13 protein-coding genes are annotated in these 19,739 nt (G+C 37.5%); 12 read left to right on the top strand and 1 reads right to left on the bottom strand.

Translation table 11 applies throughout. The features are described 5' to 3' along the window. From Q0X89_RS15805 to Q0X89_RS15750, 12 genes are all read left to right on the top strand, one after another. Positions 1-576: FGGY-family carbohydrate kinase (locus Q0X89_RS15805; protein WP_297695938.1), on the top strand; the 576-nt coding region annotated here is incomplete at its 5' end. Position 577: 1 nt separating this feature from the next. Next, positions 578-1,903, top strand: a complete 1,326-nt coding sequence (gene xylA, locus Q0X89_RS15800; RefSeq protein WP_297695936.1) for a xylose isomerase — start codon at positions 578-580, stop codon at positions 1,901-1,903. Between the two features lie 105 nt (positions 1,904-2,008). After that, on the top strand, positions 2,009-3,661 hold the full coding sequence (locus tag Q0X89_RS15795) for a sodium/sugar symporter (protein ID WP_297695934.1): 1,653 nt from the start codon (positions 2,009-2,011) through the stop codon (positions 3,659-3,661). 202 nt (positions 3,662-3,863) lie between these two features. Further along, the gene (locus Q0X89_RS15790) at positions 3,864-7,169 is read left to right on the top strand and encodes a VCBS repeat-containing protein (RefSeq protein ID WP_297695932.1); all 3,306 of its coding nucleotides are present in this window, start codon (positions 3,864-3,866) and stop codon (positions 7,167-7,169) included. Between the two features lie 5 nt (positions 7,170-7,174). Then, on the top strand, positions 7,175-10,534 hold the full coding sequence (locus Q0X89_RS15785; protein ID WP_297695930.1) for an FG-GAP-like repeat-containing protein: 3,360 nt from the start codon (positions 7,175-7,177) through the stop codon (positions 10,532-10,534). After that, positions 10,527-13,781 carry a VCBS repeat-containing protein gene (locus Q0X89_RS15780; RefSeq protein ID WP_297695928.1) on the top strand — a complete coding sequence of 1,085 codons (3,255 nt, stop codon included), beginning with the start codon at positions 10,527-10,529 and terminating at the stop codon, positions 13,779-13,781. Before Q0X89_RS15785 ends, Q0X89_RS15780 begins: the two co-directional genes overlap by 8 nt. Positions 13,782-13,783: 2 nt before the next feature. Continuing rightward, positions 13,784-15,109, top strand: a complete 1,326-nt coding sequence (locus tag Q0X89_RS15775) for a vanadium-dependent haloperoxidase (protein ID WP_297695926.1) — start codon at positions 13,784-13,786, stop codon at positions 15,107-15,109. Between the two features lie 4 nt (positions 15,110-15,113). After that, a complete protein-coding gene (locus tag Q0X89_RS15770) occupies positions 15,114-16,013 on the top strand; it encodes a GyrI-like domain-containing protein (RefSeq protein ID WP_297695924.1) in 900 nt (299 codons plus the stop codon). Continuing rightward, positions 16,006-16,860 carry a hypothetical protein gene (locus Q0X89_RS15765; RefSeq protein ID WP_297695922.1) on the top strand — a complete coding sequence of 285 codons (855 nt, stop codon included), beginning with the start codon at positions 16,006-16,008 and terminating at the stop codon, positions 16,858-16,860. Before Q0X89_RS15770 ends, Q0X89_RS15765 begins: the two co-directional genes overlap by 8 nt. Before the next feature lie 170 nt (positions 16,861-17,030). Then, positions 17,031-17,441, top strand: a complete 411-nt coding sequence (locus Q0X89_RS15760) for a hypothetical protein (protein ID WP_297695920.1) — start codon at positions 17,031-17,033, stop codon at positions 17,439-17,441. Position 17,442: 1 nt separating this feature from the next. Then, on the top strand, positions 17,443-18,003 hold the full coding sequence (locus tag Q0X89_RS15755) for a DUF4136 domain-containing protein (protein ID WP_297695918.1): 561 nt from the start codon (positions 17,443-17,445) through the stop codon (positions 18,001-18,003). Positions 18,004-18,030: 27 nt separating this feature from the next. Next, the gene (locus Q0X89_RS15750; RefSeq protein WP_297695916.1) at positions 18,031-18,960 is read left to right on the top strand and encodes a transporter; all 930 of its coding nucleotides are present in this window, start codon (positions 18,031-18,033) and stop codon (positions 18,958-18,960) included. A gap of 12 nt (positions 18,961-18,972) precedes the next feature. Here the strand turns inward: Q0X89_RS15750 and Q0X89_RS15745 are convergent, their stop codons facing one another. Further along, positions 18,973-19,380 carry a hypothetical protein gene (locus Q0X89_RS15745; protein ID WP_297695914.1) on the bottom strand — a complete coding sequence of 136 codons (408 nt, stop codon included), beginning with the start codon at positions 19,378-19,380 and terminating at the stop codon, positions 18,973-18,975. Positions 19,381-19,739 lie beyond the last annotated feature (359 nt).

The raw sequence follows: 19,739 nt of genomic DNA, 5'->3' as shown, positions 1-19,739 counted from the left end.
ATAAATGGTGCGGGAATAATGTACAGATGGCTTTTAAACAATCTAAAGATCTCTACCTACCAGGAAATGAATGAGTTGGCCTCGGAAGTTCCAATTGGTTCCGACGGAGTTGTTATTTTACCTTTTGGTAATGGCCCGGAACGTATGCTGAATAATAAAGATTTAGGGGCACATATAGAAAATATTAACTTGAATATTCATTCCAAGGCACATCTTTGCAGGGCGGCCTTAGAAGGTATCGCCTTTTCTTTTGTATATGGAATGGAAATACTAAAGTCAGATGGTATTAAAGCCAACGTTATAAGGGCTGGCAATGACAATTTATTCCGGTCTCCAATTTTTTCTAATACTATAGCTAGCTTAATAGATCAGGAAATTGAAATTTACAATACTACTGGTGCTATTGGAGCTGCTCGTGCTTGTCAGCTGCATGATGGAAATTATGCCGCTTTCGGGAAACAAATTATGGATAATGATTATATAATGAGTTATTCACCCACATCCGATAATAAAGAATATAAATTGGCTTACGATATATGGAAAAACAAACTGGAAATAACTTTAAAAAACAACTAATATGGCACTTATAGGCAGCACAGAATTTTATAAGGGAATTGGTGAAATACCCTTTGAAGGTAAAGAATCTGATAATCCCCTTGCATTTAAATACTACAATCCGGAGCAGCTTGTGGCGGGGAAAACTATGCGAGATCACTTTAAATTTGCAGTGGCGTACTGGCATACATTCTGCGGTGCAGGGGCAGATCCGTTCGGACCGGGCACGCAAAATTTTCCATGGGATAATTTTAGTGACCCTATAGATGCAGCAAAGGCAAAGGCCGATGCCGCCTTTGAATTTATTACAAAAATGGGGTTTGACTATTTCTGCTTTCATGATTTTGATCTGGTAAGGGAAGGAGATTCCTTTGCTGAATCAGAAAAGAGGCTTTCTGTCATAGTGGATTATATTAAAGAGAAAAAAGCAGCTTCGGGAGTAAAACTTCTATGGGGTACTGCCAACTGTTTTTCGAACCCCAGATATATGAATGGTGCCTCTACCAATCCCGATTTTAATGTATTAGCAAGAGCAGGTGGCCAGATAAAACTGGCCCTAGATGCCACAATGGCCCTCGATGGAGAAAATTATGTTTTTTGGGGAGGACGAGAAGGTTATATGTCTTTATTAAATACAGACATGAAACGCGAATTAGACCATATGGGTCGTTTTCTGGCAACTGCAAGAGATTATGCCCGAAAGCAAGGGTTTAAAGGAACTTTCTTTATAGAGCCCAAACCCATGGAACCCATGAAACATCAATATGACTTTGACGCAGCTACAGTAGTTGGCTTTTTGCATCAGTATGGTTTACAAGACGACTTTAAACTGAATCTTGAAGTGAATCATGCCACCTTGGCTAGTCACACAATGCAACACGAATTGGAAGTTGCCGCAGCTCATGGCATGCTGGGAAGTATTGATGCAAACCGAGGTGATTACCAGAACGGATGGGATACGGATCAATTCCCCAATAATATAACAGAAGTAACGGAAGTCATGCTTACATTTCTGAAAGCAGGAGGGCTTCAAGGGGGCGGTATTAATTTTGATGCCAAAATAAGACGAAATTCAACTGATTTAGACGATGTATTTTACGCCCATATTGGCGGTGCTGATACCTTTGCCAGAGCTTTACTTATCGCGGATAAGATATTGACTTCTTCACCCTATAATGAACTAAGGCAAAAGCGCTATCAGTCTTTTGATTTAGGCAAAGGAAAGGAATTTGAACTTGGGAAATTAGACCTGATGGATCTCTATGAAATTGCCAAGTCAAATGGTGAATTGGAATTACAGAGCGGTAAACAGGAGTTGTTTGAAAATATTGTTAACCAATACCTCTAGTGTTAAGGTTAAAGCCTAACAAATTTCAAGGCAAATTTTTAATTAGAGAAGACTTTTGCCAAAATTGAACGATTAGCATTTATTAAACCGCTAACCAACCAACCTATGACATCATCTTTCGGATTTTGGGATTATTTTATTTTTATTGCATATGCCTTCCTGATTTTAGGGGTTGGTTTATGGGTTTCCAGAGATAAAAAAGGACATCAAAAGAATGCAGAAGATTATTTCCTAGCCAGCAAATCTTTGCCCTGGTGGGCAATAGGGGCTTCCCTTATTGCTGCCAATATTTCCGCTGAACAGTTTATCGGAATGTCCGGATCAGGATTTGCAGTGGGCCTGGCAATTGCTTCCTATGAGTGGATGGGAGCAATAACCTTACTTATTGTTGGCAAATTTTTCCTGCCAATTTTTATTGATAAAGGCCTTTATACAATCCCGGAATTTGTTGAGCAACGCTATAGCACAACACTTAAAACTATTTTAGCGGTGTTTTGGATTGCCCTTTATGTTTTTGTAAACCTGGCCTCTGTTTTGTATTTAGGATCATTGGCCCTGGAAACCATAATGGGGATTCCTATGATTTATGGGGTAATTGGGCTGTCATTATTCGCGGCGGCATATTCCCTTTACGGAGGCCTTTCTGCAGTAGCATGGACAGATGTCATTCAGGTTATCTTTCTGGTATTTGGAGGTTTAGTCACATCTTATTTAGCCTTAAATACAGTCTCCGACGGACAAGGCATTCTGGAAGGTCTCAAAGTTGTTTACAAAACGGTTCCTGAAAAATTTGTAATGATACTGGATAAATCAAATCCTGAATATGCCAATCTGCCCGGTCTGGGGGTCCTGGTTGGTGGTTTATGGGTGGCTAACTTATACTATTGGGGTTTTAACCAATATATTATTCAAAGAACGCTGGCAGCAAAATCGTTACGTGAATCGCAAAAAGGAATTATTCTGGCTGCTTTTCTTAAAATACTTATTCCTGCAATTGTCGTTATACCGGGTATTGCAGCCTATGTGATGGTTAATGATCCTGAAATATTAAATAGCTTTGGAGATACCGGACTTAAAAATTTACCGAGCCTGGAACAAGCGGATAAAGCGTATCCCTGGCTTTTGCAATTTTTACCTACCGGACTTAAGGGTGTAGCATTTGCGGCTTTGGCGGCAGCCATAGTTTCTTCTCTGGCATCTATGTTAAATTCTACATCTACCATTTTTACAATGGATATCTACAGACAATACATAAACAAAAATGCTTCTGACAAAAAAACCGTAAATGTTGGACGAATGACCGCAGCGGTAGCACTTGCTATTGCATGTATCATGGCTCCATTGTTGGGTGGTATAGATCAGGCATTTCAATTTATTCAGGAATGGACCGGATTAGTCAGTCCAGGGATTTTAGCCGTCTTTATGTTAGGTTTATTCTGGAAGAAAACAACCAATAGAGGCGCTATCGTTGGCGCATTGGCGTCTATACCTATAGCATTTTATTTTAAAGTGGCTCCTAGCGGTTGGTCAGACAGCCCCATTTTTGTAGATGTTCCATTTATGGACCAGATGGGATACACTGCGCTGCTTACAATGCTGGTTATTATCCTGGTAAGCCTTAATCAGAATAAGGGCAAGGATGATCCTAAAGGAATCCCTCTTTCAAAAGAACTATTCAGGACGAGTCCCAAATTCAATATAGGGGCATTCGCTGCGATGATCATTATTGCCACCATTTATGCCCTGTTTTGGAACTAATTAATAGTGAAAATTGCGATAAATAAAATAAAGAGTCAAACATATTCCACTCCTTATTTCTCACATCTAATTCCCTTTTCACCCTCAAATAAAAATTGTTGACATACATCTGCTTTACTTCGTTATTGGACTAAACATTAACTCGTATTACATTCCTATTTCTCCCGATTTCATTATCTTGCCAACCAATTTTGGAGAATAAATGAAAAGGATCTTAGGACTTTTTTTAAGCGCGTTTATACTAATTACGGCTTGTAACAAAAAGAAGGAAAAGCTGTTTATGAAAGTTGATTCTTCTCACTCCGGAATTAACTTTAATAACCAGCTACATGATACCCCAGAGCTTAATATCCTAAACTATCTCTATTATTACAATGGAGCCGGTGTAGTTTCAGCCGATTTTAATAATGATGGATTGACAGACCTTTATTTTACATCTAATCAGGGTGAAGATAAACTCTACATTAACAAAGGAGAGTTAAAATTTGAAGATGTCACCAATGTAGCCCAGATTAATAATTCCGGAAACTGGACTACAGGAGCTACCCATGTTGACATTAACCATGATGGCCTGCTTGACATTTATGTTTGCAAAGCAAGTAATTACAGGGGCTTGAAAGGCAGAAACTTACTTTTTATTAACAAGGGTATAGATGAAAAAGGTATTCCCAAATTTAGTGAAGAGGCTTCTTCGTATGGTTTAGATTTTAGTGGACTCTCAACGCAGGCCGCATTTTTTGACTATGATCTTGATGGAGATTTGGATATGTACTTATTAAATCATTCAGTACATCCTAACCATACTTATGGAAAGGGATCTCAGCGTTTAGAAGTAGATTCACTTTCTGGTGATCGCCTCTACAGGAATGATGATGGGTTATATAAAGATGTCTCAGCAAATGCAGGGATTTTCCAGGGAAAAATAGGATATGGTTTGGGACTTGGAGTTAGTGACCTCAATGATGACGGATACCCTGATATTTATATTGGTAATGATTTTTTTGAGAATGACTATTTGTATATAAACCAGGGTGATGGGACTTTTAACGAACTTATTTCATCAGATAATAGGCGCCTTGGACATACAACGCATTATTCTATGGGTAATGACCTGGTAGATGTAAACAACGACGGACTAACCGACATCCTCTCCTTAGATATGCTCCCTGAAGATTTGGAAACCTATAAAACTTCCGGATTAGAGTATTCATATCCTACTTACCAATACTATTTAAAAAATGGATATGCCCCGCAGTATATGCAAAACACCCTGCACTTAAATCTGGGGGCTTCAAATTTTGCTGAAATTGGAAACTTATCCGGGATTTCAGCTACAGAATGGTCCTGGAGTGTTTTGGCTGCAGATTATGACAATGATGGTTATAAAGACATTTATATTTCCAATGGAATTAAAGGTGCCACAAATGACATGGATTTTATAAGTTTTATTGCCAATGAGAATATTCAAAAAAGAATAAGTGCCGGTATGACTGAAACGGATATGTCATTTATCAAAGAGCTACCAGAAAAGAAAGTAGCAAACTACCTTTTCAAGAATGAAAAAAACCTTTCTTTTAAAAATGTTACCAAAGAATGGTATAAACAAGAATTATCTTTTAGCAATGGTTGTGTTTACGCAGACCTGGATAACGATGGGGATTTGGATATTGTAGTGAACAACATAAATGAAGAGGCCTATCTTCTTGAAAATAAGTCAGATTCCAATACTAACAATAATTACCTTCAGATCACATTAAGTGGCGATAAGAAAAACAGGTTTGGCATTGGGACTAAAGTGATAGCTCATACAACAAATGGTATTTTAAAACAGGAAAATTTTGTAACCAAAGGATATTTATCAGCCGTTTCCAATAAAATTCATTTTGGCCTCGGACGAGATACATCGATAGATTCCATGCATATAATATGGCCGGGTGGAAAATACCAAACAATAAGATCTGTCAAATCAAATCAAGAGCTATTCATTGACGAGCAGATGGCGCGAGGTAATTTTTATAAAGAACCCCAATCAAAAGTAAAAAGTTTCCTTGTTAACGCCTCTGAGACGCTGGATTTTAAACATAGAGACCCAAATACTCTTGAATTCAACAGAGATCCTCTTGTGCCCTTTGCAAATACAAATGAAGGTCCTTCCTTATCTGTTTGTGACGTTAACAAAGATTCCAGAGATGATCTCTTTATTGGTGGCGCTAAGGGGCAAGCTTCCTCATTCTTCATACAGGATAGTTTAGGTAGATTTATAAAAGAGCAGGATGCGGTCTTTCTTCCGGATGCAATTAGCGAGGATATATCACATGTTTTTTTTGATGCCAACGGAGATCAATACGACGATTTATTAGTAGTTAGCGGGGGAAATGAATTTAAAATTGGCAACCCCCTAAAGCCAAGGCTTTACATAAATTATGAAGGCATTTTCAAAAAAGACTCTTTGGCATTTCAGAATATTCAACTTAACGCTTCCACGGTCACTGCATCGGATTTTGACAATGATGGGGATTTAGATATCACCATAGCCTCTGACCAAATTCCCCTGACATTCGGAGCTATCCCCAACCAATATTTATTTAAAAATGACGGGCATGGTAAATTTGATGAAGTCACTGCTAAATTAGCTCCGGAATTTCAAAAAATTGGGCAGGTCAAAGACTTGTTATGGAAAGATCTTGACAATAATGGATATGACGATCTTATTGCTGTTGGCTATTGGATGTCCGTTTCCGTTTTCATGAATGATGGCACCAAATTAGAATTACAAAAAAACAATGGACTTGATTTTACCAATGGCTGGTGGAATACCATCATAGCGGACGATTTTGACAATGACGGAGATACAGACTTGGTCTGTGGCAATTGGGGCCTGAATACTAAATTAAAGGCCTCCAGACAAAAACCTGTTTCACTTTATAGTTATGACTTTGATGAAAATGGTACTATAGATCCTGTTGTTACCTACTTTCATAAAAATAAAGAGACCCCGTTTGCATCGAAGGATGAGTTGGTTAAGCAGATGCCATATTTAAACAAAGAATACCTTTCATATAAGAATTTTGCCGGGGCAAGCTTAAATGATCTTTTTACTACAGCTAAGTTAAGAAAGGCCGGTAAAAAGCAAGTTTATGAATTGGCCAGTTGTTATTTTGAAAATGAAGGTAATGGAAAATTCAAAAAGCAAGAATTACCCCTGATTGCACAGTCTTCTTGTATAAAGTCAATAGCAGTAAATGACTTCAACAAAGATGGCTTTAAAGATTTGATAGTTGTAGGTAATAATTATGAAATTAGCACTCAATTAGGTAGGATGGATGCCTTACATGGCTTAATTTTGCAAAATGATCAAAAAGGAGGTTTTGTGATGGTTAACCAGCAGAATTTTGACGTTTCCGGACCCGCAAGAGATCTGAAAAATATAACTATAGCAGGACGTGACTACTACATTGTGACCATAAATAATGACTCTCCTATTATTTTGGCAAAAAACAACGAATAATCTATATGAATACATCAGGACTAAAAAGAATAACCATTCTTATACTTTTGCTTTCAATTGCCATATCGTGTGTTTCAGAAAAGGAAAATTCCAGGGAAGAAACCAGCAATGAAAAAACACTCTTTACCCTTTTGTCTTCAGAGCAAACAGGTATTGACTTCCTTAACAAAGTTGAAAATCAAAAAAACTTCAACATCTTTAAGTATAGAAATTTCTACAATGGTGGTGGTGTAGCCATTGGCGATATAAACAATGATGGGTTAGCCGATATTTATTTGACCGGTAATATGGTGGCAAACAGACTTTACCTAAACAAAGGAAATTTAAAGTTTGAAGATATCTCGGAACAAGCAGGAGTTAAAGGGTCTAAACCCTGGTCTACCGGAGTTGTTATGGTTGATATAAACCAGGATGGATTACTGGATATCTATGTGAGTAATGCCGGCAATATGAAGGCAAATAATCATGATAATGATCTTTATATAAACAATGGCGACCTCACTTTTACAGAAATGGCATCCGAGTATAATTTGGCTAAAACGGGTTTTTCTACACATGCCTCTTTCTTTGATTATGATAAAGACGGGGATCTGGATGCATATATCCTTAACAATAGTAACATTCCTGTAAGTAGTCTGGGATATGCAGAGCAAAGAAATACAAGGGCTCAGGACTGGGAAGGAGTCCCCGATATTTTTAAAGGTGTAGGGGATATGCTTTTAAGGAATGATAACGGGAAATTTGTTGATGTAAGTGAGGAAGCAGGAATCTATGGAAGTCTTATTGGGTTTGGCCTGGGAGTAATGATCACAGACATCAACAAAGACCTGTACCCGGATATCTACATCTCAAATGATTTTTATGAACGGGACTATCTGTATATCAACAATCAGGATGGCACTTTTAATGAGGAGATCAAAGATTGGACTTCCCATCTTTCTTTATCTGCTATGGGTATTGATATTTCGGATATTAATAACGACGGGAATGCAGATATTTTTATTACCGATATGCTTCCGGAACCTGATCATAGGGTAAAATCGGTAATGGAATTTGAAGGTTACAACATCTATAAATTAAAACAAAGCAAGGACTTTTACCAACAGTACATTCAAAATACATTACAGCTCAACAATGGAAATGGATCATTTTCAGAAATAGCCTATTTCAGTGGTGTAGATGCTACAGATTGGAGTTGGGCCGGACTTCTTTTTGATATGGATAATGATGGGCTAAGAGACATTTACATTACAAACGGTATGAATCATGATCTGACAGATCTGGATTTTAATGATTTTTTTGCCAATGAAATCATTCAAAAAATGGTTTTAACAGGTAAGAAAGAATCTATAGATTCCATTATCAATAAAATGCCCATCAGACCACAGCCCAATTATGCCTACAAAAACAATGGAGATCTTACATTTTCTAATGCCAACAAGGACTGGGGTTTAGATATACCCAGCCTATCCAATGGTGCCGCATATGGCGATCTCGATAATGACGGGGATCTGGATATTGTAGTTAATAATGTGAATATGGAATCATTCGTTTATGAAAACAATGCTACTTCACTCACAGAAAACAAGTATATAAAGCTTCAGTTTGAAGGTACAAAAGAGAATAAATTTGCGGTTGGAACAACGGTAATGATCTACTATGATGAAAATGTAATTCTACAAGAATTAATCCCTTCCAGGGGGTTTCAATCATCCATGGATCACATAATGACTATTGGATTAGGAGCAATAAACACCATAGATTCTTTGAGAGTTATCTGGCCGGATGATAAAACAGAAAAGCTGGTAGATATTTCGCCAAATCAGTTTCTTACATTCAAACATGCCGATGCCACGGAGGTTTACACTCCTGTAGTAAAAGAGAAAAAACCAGCTTTACTAAAAGAAATCCAGAATAATCAACTAATCGCGCATAAAGAGAATAACTACAATGACTTCGATTTTGAAGGTCTTATTTACAAACAACTTTCGCAAGAAGGCCCGGCCCTTGCAGTAGGTGACATAGATGGCGATGGAAACGAGGATATATTTATTGGCGGGGCAAAAAACCAAACTGGCATTATTTACAAACACAATGGAAATGGTAAGATAAGTGTTGTATCTCAGCGTGTATTGGAACAAGATAACGAGTATGAAGATACGGCAGCGGCTTTTTTTGATGCAGATGGTGATTTGGATTTAGATCTTGTTGTAGGTTCAGGCGGGAATCAGGTTGGGGAAGAAAGGAGTTACAGAGCCCGCATTTACCTGAACAACGGAAGAGGTAATTTTTTAAAATCAGACGCAAAACTACCATCTGCATACTCAAACATTTCTACTATTGCTCCCAACGATTTTGATAATGATGGAGATGTAGATTTATTTATTGGTTCAAGAAGTGTTGTAGGCACCTATGGTATAGATCCTGATCATTTGTTTTTAGAGAACAATGGTGATGGTACTTTTCAAGATGCTACAGAAAGATATGCTTACGACCTTAAAGATACCGGGATGGTCACCAACGCTATCTGGGCAGATATGGATGGGGATTCTAAAGAGGACCTCATTACGGTTGAGGACTGGGGAACTCCAAAAATCTTTAAAAATTCAGGCCGCCGATTGAGCCTGAGCTCTTCTGCACTGGATAGCCTTCATGGATGGTGGAATGTTGTGGAAGCCGTTGATATAGATAAAGACGGAGATAATGACCTGATTCTGGGTAATCAGGGAAAAAATCTGCATTATAAACCTAAGGAGAATAGGCCAATGAAAATGTGGGTTAATGACTTTGATGATAATGGTACTATTGAACAAATAGTAACGCAAAATATTGATGGAAAGGATCTTCCTATCCATCAGAAAAAGGATCTGACAGCGCAAATGGTTGCTCTAAAAAAGCAAAACCTAAAGGCATCTGAATATTCAACCAAGACAATATCGGAGTTGTTCCCAAAAGAAGTTTTTGAGAACTCAATTATGAAAAAATCGGCCATTTCTGAATCTGTAATTGCAGTCAACGAGGGTGGTGGAAACTTTAGAATTATTAAACTTCCTTCAAGGAGTCAATTATCCTGTATATGTGGCATCACCTGTACCGATGTAAATAATGACGGGAATATAGACCTCATTCTGGGAGGAAATAATTTTGAATTTAGACCCCAATATTCACGATTGGATGCCAATTATGGCAATGTTCTGCTAGGTGATGGCGCATTGGGATTTGAATGGCAGGACTATGAAACCAGTGGTTTCTTTATTAAAGACGAGATTAAGCATATGAAGCAGTTTAAGGATAAGACAGGAAAGACCTTTGTAATAGTCGCGATCAATGAGAATAAACCTAAGATATTTGAACTCAATGAATAAGTTCCTGACAGCTATTCTTCTGACTTTAGGTTTGATAAGTTGCACTTCCAGGGAAGGTGAATTATTTTTTAACCCTGATGCTGCAGAAACCGGAATATCATTTGAAAATACACTGGAGGAAACAGACGATCTTAATATTCTGGATTATCTGTATTTCTATAATGGAGGAGGCGTTGCTGTTGGGGACATAAATAATGATGGCCTTACAGACATTTTCTTCTCTGGAAATATGGTTAAGAATAAACTCTATTTAAACAAGGGGAATCTTAAATTTGAAGATATAACGGAACAAGCCGGAGTTGGCGGAAACAGCAGTTGGAATACCGGGTCAGTAATGGGTGATGTTAATGGTGATGGCTTGTTGGACATCTATGTTTGTGCTGTGGTTGGGATTAACGGTTTTGATGGCTACAATGAACTTTACATCAATCAGGGAGATTCAACTTTTATAGAAAGCGCTGCAGAATATGGCCTTGATTTCGATTCCTATAGTTCTTCAGCTACATTTTTAGACTATGACCTGGATGGTGATTTGGATATCTACCTTTTAAATCATGCCGTCCACACACAGGAATCTTTTGGTAAAGCTGATCTTCGTCTAAAAAGAAATTACCAGACCGGAGATAAATTACTTCGAAATGAAAATGGAAAATTTCTCGATGTAAGCGAAGAGGCCGGAATTTATGGTGGTGTCAACGGATATGGCCTTGGAGTTGCTGTTTCAGATTTTAATCAGGATGGATATCCCGATATCTATGTGGGCAATGATTTTCATGAAGATGATTACTATTACTTGAATAATGGAGACGGAACGTTCACCGAGGACATAAAGAAATATTTTGGGCATACTACCAGGTTCTCAATGGGTACAGATGTTGCAGACATTAACCATGACGGATGGCCCGACATTCTTTCTTTAGACATGCTTCCGGAAGATGAAACTGTACTTAAATCTTCAGAAGGCGACGATAATATTCAAACTCAAAAATTACGAATCGAAAAGTTTGGTTACCACTACCAGTTCACAAGAAATATGATGCATTTAAACCAACCCGGAAGTAGCTTTGCCGAAATAGCATTATACAGCGGCATTGCAGCCACGGACTGGAGCTGGAGCAGTCTTTTTGGAGACTTTAACCAGGATGGTGAACAAGACTTATTTATATCCAACGGCATCCCAAAACGCCCGAACGATCTGGATTTTATAAATTTTGCTTCCAATGATCAGATCAAGAAAAAGATTAGCAATACCAAACTGGTAGACCAGCAGGCTCTCGATATGATGCCGTCAGGAAACATACATAATTACATGTTTAAAGGAACATCAGACCTACTATTCGAAGATAAATCCGGTACATGGATTGTTAATGACACGATCATTTCCGGAGCGACTGCCATGGGGGACTTTGATAACGACGGTGACCTGGATCTTGTTACTAATAATATAAATAGCCCCGCCGTTTTATATATCAATAAAACGGATGGGAAACGCAATTACTTGAAAATTAAATTTAACTATCCCTCCCCTAACTCATTTGGGATTGGAACAAAGGTGTTCTCATATCACAATGGTATTTTACAATACAAAGAATTATATCCTGTCAGGGGCTTTCAATCATCTTCGGAACCTATAATCCATTTTGGTTATAGTAATACTGAAAAGATAGATTCTCTAAAAATAGTTTGGCCCGATGGTGAATATCAGGTGTTAAAAAACATTAATACCAATCAAACCTTAACTGTTTCACCGGAAAAAACAAGGCCTTTTGATTATGGGTCGCTTCAGCCATTAAATCATGAAATCTTTAAAGAAGTGGAAGATAACCTTGGAATCAATTTTACACATAAGGAAGATAATTATGTTGATTTTAACAGGCAAAAACTAATCCCTTATCAACTATCAGACAGGGGTCCGGCAACCGTTATTGGAGACATTAATAATGATGGCAAAACCGATATTTTCTTCGGGGGGTCTAAGTTTATTCCTTCCAGGATCTTTGTTCAGACAGACTCTTTATATATTGAAACGACTATCCCTGAGATTCAAAAGGATAGCATTAAAGAAGATGTTTCGGCAGCAATTGCTGATTTTACGGGCAATGGTAAAGCTGATTTATTTCTGGGTTCCGGTGGTGGAGATTTCTACAATAAAATGGCACCATTACTAGACAGTTATTATGTTCAGAATGATTCTGTTTTTGAACAGGCTTCGCTGCCTGAATATTTTGAGAACGCTTCTGTAATTAAAGAAAATGACTTTGACAGTGATGGAGATCTTGACTTATTTGTTGGAAACCAGGCCGTGACCAATGACTTTGGTAAAATGCCAAATTCTTACCTACTTAAAAATACCAATGGCCAATTCACTATTGAGCAAAATGAGGAACTGCAAAATGCAGGAATGATTACAGATGCCCTATGGGAAGATGTGAATGGAGATGGTTCTGAGGATCTCATTGTAATAGGGGAATGGATGTCTCCCAGGTTTTTTATCAATAACAATGGTGTTCTTGTTGAAAAGAAACTTTTAAACAAGGAAATAAACGGCCTTTGGCAAAGTATAGTCGCTTTTGATATCGATAAGGATGGTGACAAGGATTACCTATTGGGTAATTGGGGAACCAACAATAAATTCAGTGCATCTGAAGATTACCCCTTAAAACTGTTTTATTCAGATTTTGATGGTAATGGAAGTACCGAAACTATAGTTGCCATACCCAAGAATGGAAAATACTTTCCACTTGAAGGATTAGATGGTATAGCCGGACAAATAGTAGAGTTGCGTAAAAAATTTACAAACTACCGCGATTTTGCAGGCAAAACCATTGAGCAGGTATTTGATAAAAAAGCATTGGATAAAGCCAATATTTTAGATGTATCAGAATTGAGATCGGGATACCTGGAGAATACTAATGGTAAATTTACCTTTGTGCCCTTTAAAATTGAGTTGCAATTGGCTCCTATAATGGCGTTTCTTACGTATGACTTTGATCAGGATGGTACCCAGGAAGTTTTGGCAGCGGGCAATTATTTTGGGGTTAAACCTTATCATGGACGTTTTGGTTCTTTTCCCGGGGCTATGATTAAAAGCAAAAATGACGTAATTTTGGGGCATAAAATGGGACTAGATCTTTCTCAAAAATCGACCCGTCATATTAATATAATTACTTTAAACAACCAACCTTATTTACTGGTAACTTTGAATAACGAGAAGGCCCTTGTTTATGAATTAATAAAACAAAACTGAAAATGAAGAAGACTTTAGGAATATTGTTTGCACTAGGAACTATTTTGGCCTGTAATCAGAATAAAGAACCCATTGTTGTAACAACTAATGAGCTGCATATGGCCATAGATAAAGTTACAGAGATTATGATACATGATATCTTTTCTCCACCGGTTGCGAGTAGAATTTATGCCTACCCAAATATTGCGGCCTATGAAATAATTGCGCTGAATGACGAAAATTACAACTCTTTGGCTGGTCAGGCTCACGAACTAACTGCAATCCCCAAACCGGATACTACAAAACCTATAAATTATGCTCTATCTGCCTTGGTAGCGCATATGGATGTAAGCAGCAGAGTAATATTTTCGGAGGAGAAACTGGCGGTCTTCAGAGATAGTTTATATGGAGTCTGGGAATCCAAAAACCCCGGTGAATTTAACGCGTCCAGAGATTATGGTCTGCAGGTTGCCGAACACATTGCGGAATGGATGAATAAAGATAATTATAATCAGACCAGGACCATGCCCAAGTTTACGGTTGATACAGATGACCCGTCAAGATGGCAACCCACGCCTCCGGCATATATGGATGGGATTGAGCCTCATTGGAATAAAATTCGTCCCTTTGTAATTGATTCTGCTAATCAGTTTGTGCCAGATCCTCCCCCACCATTTTCTATGGAAGAAGATTCAGAATTTTACAAAGAAGTAAAGGAAGTATACGATATTAGCCTGGAAATCACTGAAAAAGGAGATGCCTCTGAAGAAGTTGCCATAGCACAGTTCTGGGATTGTAACCCATATGTATCCGTGACTCGCGGCCATCTGATGTTTGCTACTAAGAAAATATCCCCCGGAGCGCATTGGATAGGCATTGTTAAAATTGCGGCCAAAAAAACAAATAGTGATTTCAACAGAACAGTATACGCCTACACTAAAACATCTATGGCTATAGCTGATGCCTTTATTAGCTGTTGGGATGAAAAGTACAGAAGTAACCTTATCCGTCCGGAGACATTGATTAACGAGCATATTGATGAAAACTGGCAGCCGGTATTGCAAACTCCACCATTTCCTGAGTACACCAGCGGTCATAGCGTAGTTTCCGGAGCGGCTGCAACGGCACTTACGGAAATTTTCGGTGATAATTTTGCTTTTGACGATGATACCGAAGTGGCCTACGGTTTGCCTGTCAGAAGCTTTAATTCATTTAATGAAGCCGCAGACGAGGCTGCTATTAGCAGAATGTATGGAGGTATCCATTACAGAAAAGCCGTTGCGATTGGCGTAAAACAAGGAAGAGATTTAGGCCAGTTCGTTTTAGAAAACCTTACAATGACCAATTAGGTATATGAAAAAAGTCATTTTTGTCTTAGTGCCACTTTTGATTGTTGGCCTTGTTTGGTATTTATTTTTAAAACCCTATGACTACCTGGTGACTTTTGAAGCCAGGACCTTTCCCGGTACCATTAACCAATCTATAAAACTTTGGAATTCTACACTAAGTGATGCTCAATTGGTAAAACAGGAAGGTCTGACCCACCTGGAACAAACCATAAAATTCAGCGATTCTACCTATTTATATCAATGGGATATTACTCCTCTAACAGATTCTACTTCCAAGGTAAAAGTTTATGTAAAGGATCTTGATCATAGTCTTAAAAACAAAATTGAAATCCCATTTTTAAATACAGATTTTGAAAAACGAACCATAAGTACAGTTAGAGAATTTAATGAAAATCTAAATGAACATATAAGTAAGTTTAGGGTAAAAGTAATTGGCAAGAGTGAATTAAAATCTACCTATTGTGCCTATGTTTCTGTGAAGACTACACAATTTGGTAAAGCCAAGGGCATGATGTACAACTATCCTTTACTAAATACTATCCTTGCCAATAACGGTATTGAGTTAAATGGCAGGCCATTTATAGAAATTACTCAATGGGATAAGGAAACAGACAGCATACAGTATGATTTTTGCTACCCTATTATTAAATCTGACACATTGCCCGCACATCCCGACCTGAAATATAAACAATTCAATTCCAGAAATGCGCTTAAAGCAATTTATAATGGCAACTATATTACGTCTGACAGAGCCTGGTATGCCCTTATTGATTATGCCGAGAAAAATGATATTGAATTAATAGATCTACCGGTAGAAGTTTTTCATAATAATCCTAATATGGGTGGTGATGCGCTTAAATGGAAAGCAGAGATTTATTTGCCTTTAAAAAATGTAAATGACTAAATATATTACCGTATTATTATTTAGCCTCTTTATAAGCTGTACCAACTATGGGCAACTGACTTACATCACCAAACTGCCTAAAAAACTGGAGGAAAATTCAGGAATGGCTATAGGTAGGGATTCCACAGTATGGTTAGTTAACGACAGTGGAGGTGCAGATAAAATATATCAAATAAATTTTGAGGGAAAGTACGTCAAACAACTTGAAGTGAAAAATGCCAAAAACAAGGACTGGGAAGATATGACCAGGGATAAAGATGGTAATTTTTATATAGCGGATACCGGAAATAATGCAAATAAAAGAAAAGACCTGGTTATCTATAAGATTCCAGACCCGGAGAAGGAAAAAGGTGATAAAATAAAAGCAGAACAAATAGAGTTTTATTATCCCGAACAAAAAAAATTTCCTCCTAAACAGAAAAACCTGCTTTATGATGCAGAAGCTATTTTTTATGCTAAAGACAGTCTTTATCTTATTACAAAGAACAGGTCCCATCCTTTTAATGGAAAAGCCCTGATATACAGAATTCCCGCAAAAAAAGGAAAATATGAGGCCACTTTCCTGGGAACGTTTATTCCATGTACAGAATTTTCTGTTTGTAAAATAACCGCAGCAGATATTTCACCAGACGGCAAGACTATTGCCCTGTTAGGCTATGGTAAATTATGGCTTTTCACAAATTTTGAACTTTCTAAATTTTTTGATGGAGAGCTAAGAACAATTGATCTTGGAATTGGAACACAACTGGAATCTATTTCTTTTTTAAATAACAAAACATTGCTGCTTTCTGATGAACAATTAAAACATAGAGGGAGAAATCTTTACTCTTATAACATAATTAAATAGGAGTTTTTCTGTATTTGGACTAACTAGAACGGTCGGCTTAAATACTTATGTCCACAAAAGAATAATCATCCTTTTTTTAAGTTCAATGGATAAAAGTTCATATGGAAATTAAAAAGTACTATATTTCAATGTATTTAATCCTATTTAAAACAAATCTAACCCATAATTCAATGACTTATTTTAAAAGTATTCTGTTTGCCATATTTTCTTTGGTCTGTTTTAACCTTAATGCCCAGGAGCTGAGTAAAGAAGAAAGAAAAGTTGAAATTTTTTCCTCTGAAGAAAAGGATAATCTTCAACTCTGGTTCCGGGATGAAGTAAAAAGGATGAACCTCAACGAGGAAGAAATGAGCCAATACAGCAGCATTATTGTTTATTATATAGCCAAAATTGCTCGCTTAGACGATAAAGACAAAGACTATTCAGAGGAGCGATTTAAAAAAGAATTAAACAGTTTGCTGGCGAAACAGGATATAGAATTAGAAGATCTGCTCACTACGGAGCAATTTGATATACATAAAGAAATTTATGGAGAATTTCTGAGATCGGCCTATAGAAGATGGGGAATAAAAAATGACTAATATGTCCTTCTCGTTTAAAAATTTAAGTGTTGTTTTCCTGCTTCTCGCAATTCCTTTTTTAGGGATATCTCAAGTACTGGTTTCTTATAACAAAGCTTCCAAAGTAGACTTTAAAAAATACAAAACCTATCAGGTTTATGGCCTTAATGTTACTACTATCCCTCAATTTGAACCAAAAAAAGAAAGCATAAATTTTTTAATTGCCGAGATTGGCAAACAAATGGCGGCCAGGGGATACCAAAAAGTGAAAGAGAATCCGGATTTAATCCTCAATATTGGAATTGTCATTACAGCGGAACAAAAAACACGGCAAACCGATATAAGAGATGCTCCAAGATATATAGGGCAACGCAACTACCATTGGGAATCGGAAGAAATCGTTGTTCAGAATTACAATGAAGGAACCGTTATTCTGGATGTTGTGGAAAGTGAAAATAATAAGCTGATCTGGCAGGCAGTGTCCAAAGGAATGATTTCAGGCTCTATGGATACAAATATGGGTAGGATTACAAAAGCTGTAAAAAAAATGTACAATAAGTATCCGGTAAAAGTAAAAAAGTAGTTCCAATTTAAACCGTTCACCGACCACATGGGAATTACTGTACCATCTCTTCTTAAATATATTTTGTTTTGCAGTGTTCTTTTCTATTTACCCAATTGCTATACACAGGATGTAGAACCCAGGCGATGGAATTCTCTCCCTTTGGGAATTAATGCTGTTGGTGCAGGATATGGCTACACATCCGGAGATGTCTTTTTTGATCCTGTCTTAGGAGCAGAAGATGTAATTTATACAGGTAACGGTTTCGTTGGCAGCTATATTCGTCCATTCAGATTGGGTAATAAATTAGCCCGGGTAGATATATTACTTCCAGTTTCTTTTTCACGTTGGGAAGGTCTTTTAAATGGCGTCTCAACCAGTGTCGAGCGAAACGGTCTCGCGGATCCCAGAGTTAGACTATCCTTAAATTTAACAGGCCCTCCGGCCTCAGGACCTAAAGAATTACAGGAATACAAAGCCGCCCACCCGGTTTTTACAACCTTTGGTGTTTCCTTGGCCATAACAGTCCCTTTAGGGCAATACTCTAATTCTAAATTGATAAATCTGGGTGGTAATCGTTTTGTTATAAGGCCGCAGATAGGTATGGTACACTATTGGGGCGCATGGTCATATGAACTTACATCTTCAGTTGTATTCTTTACCAGGAATAGTGATTTTTTTAACGGTGGTGAATTAAAACAAAAGGCTCTTTTTGCCCTTCAGACCCATCTTATCAGACAATTTGAAAAAAGTTTTTGGGCTTCTTTAAGTGCAGGATATAATCAAGGTGCAGCCTCTATCGTTAATCAACAATTCAATGATGACCAAAGAGCAAACTTTGTTGGTGCTGCTTCAATAGGCGCCAGCTTTGCAGGCAATCAGGGTCTTAAATTGGCATATGTTTATTCCAAAACACTTAAGGACGTTGGTGCTACTACCAATACTGTTCTCCTAGCCTGGTCTATTTTATTTAAATAATTGATTATGGCTTTAATCCAGAGTTAACACAAGGCCTCCTTTTAAACCTCCCATTATTGTTGTTGATGAAACAGCAACACCGCCTCCTATGCCACCCGGGCCTCCGCCTACATAGACACCCACCCAGGAAACAGGAAACAAAAGGTCTCCTTGTATTTTTATTCCAGTTACATCACATAAAGAATCAAAATATTGGGTACTACCAATGTGAATCCAATCCATTGAGAGGTCGGCCAAACGGTCTTCCGTTGGACTAATAAGAACACCCCTGATCAAGAAATCTGCATTCATATTTATATAAGTAAGTTCCGGAATAGTACTACTATCTGCTTCGAAACCTGCAATACCCCTAAAAAATGCACCATCGGAAGCTTTAAGATAGTTGGAGCCGTATTTTAATAGTTCCCAATTGATACCCATAATATACCGCTAAATCTATGCGTTGTGCTTTTGCATGAAATAGAAAAGCAGACAAGGCCATAAAACTTACTAATTGTACTATTTTTAATTGTTTCATAATATTTTCTTTTTAATAGCTTTTTTATTCTTTTAGGATATAATTTCGGTAAATATGTAGTATCAATTATACGCCTGTTATCAGAAATAAATAGCAGTCTCGACGTACAAGTATAGCGGTAATTTGATTAATTTTAAACTTCATAAATCTGGTTTAAATTAAGGCAATGCAGAAATCACTAGTATTTTCTAAACTAATTGTATTGCTATTCCTTACTTTCAATACCAGCTTGGCTTTCGCTCAGGATACAATTCCAACAAAT

The sequence above is a fragment of the uncultured Eudoraea sp. genome (assembly GCF_947258525.1).
Lineage (GTDB): Bacteria > Bacteroidota > Bacteroidia > Flavobacteriales > Flavobacteriaceae > Eudoraea.
Note: the sequence above shows the minus strand (reverse complement) of the source record. Positions and strands in the feature narration are given on the sequence as shown.

What these genes read in the sequence shown, in the direction of transcription:
- Q0X89_RS15795 (WP_297695934.1), top strand. Translation starts at nt 2,009, where the DNA reads ATGACATCATCTTTCGGATTTTGGGATTATTTTATTTTTATTGCATAT.
- Q0X89_RS15755 (WP_297695918.1), top strand. Translation starts at nt 17,443, where the DNA reads ATGTCCTTCTCGTTTAAAAATTTAAGTGTTGTTTTCCTGCTTCTCGCA.
- Q0X89_RS15760 (WP_297695920.1), top strand. Translation starts at nt 17,031, where the DNA reads ATGACTTATTTTAAAAGTATTCTGTTTGCCATATTTTCTTTGGTCTGT.
- Q0X89_RS15770 (WP_297695924.1), top strand. Translation starts at nt 15,114, where the DNA reads ATGAAAAAAGTCATTTTTGTCTTAGTGCCACTTTTGATTGTTGGCCTT.
- Q0X89_RS15790 (WP_297695932.1), top strand. Translation starts at nt 3,864, where the DNA reads ATGAAAAGGATCTTAGGACTTTTTTTAAGCGCGTTTATACTAATTACG.
- Q0X89_RS15775 (WP_297695926.1), top strand. Translation starts at nt 13,784, where the DNA reads ATGAAGAAGACTTTAGGAATATTGTTTGCACTAGGAACTATTTTGGCC.
- Q0X89_RS15745 (WP_297695914.1), bottom strand. Translation starts at nt 19,380, where the DNA reads ATGGGTATCAATTGGGAACTATTAAAATACGGCTCCAACTATCTTAAA.
- xylA (WP_297695936.1), top strand. Translation starts at nt 578, where the DNA reads ATGGCACTTATAGGCAGCACAGAATTTTATAAGGGAATTGGTGAAATA.
- Q0X89_RS15765 (WP_297695922.1), top strand. Translation starts at nt 16,006, where the DNA reads ATGACTAAATATATTACCGTATTATTATTTAGCCTCTTTATAAGCTGT.
- Q0X89_RS15785 (WP_297695930.1), top strand. Translation starts at nt 7,175, where the DNA reads ATGAATACATCAGGACTAAAAAGAATAACCATTCTTATACTTTTGCTT.
- Q0X89_RS15780 (WP_297695928.1), top strand. Translation starts at nt 10,527, where the DNA reads ATGAATAAGTTCCTGACAGCTATTCTTCTGACTTTAGGTTTGATAAGT.
- Q0X89_RS15750 (WP_297695916.1), top strand. Translation starts at nt 18,031, where the DNA reads ATGGGAATTACTGTACCATCTCTTCTTAAATATATTTTGTTTTGCAGT.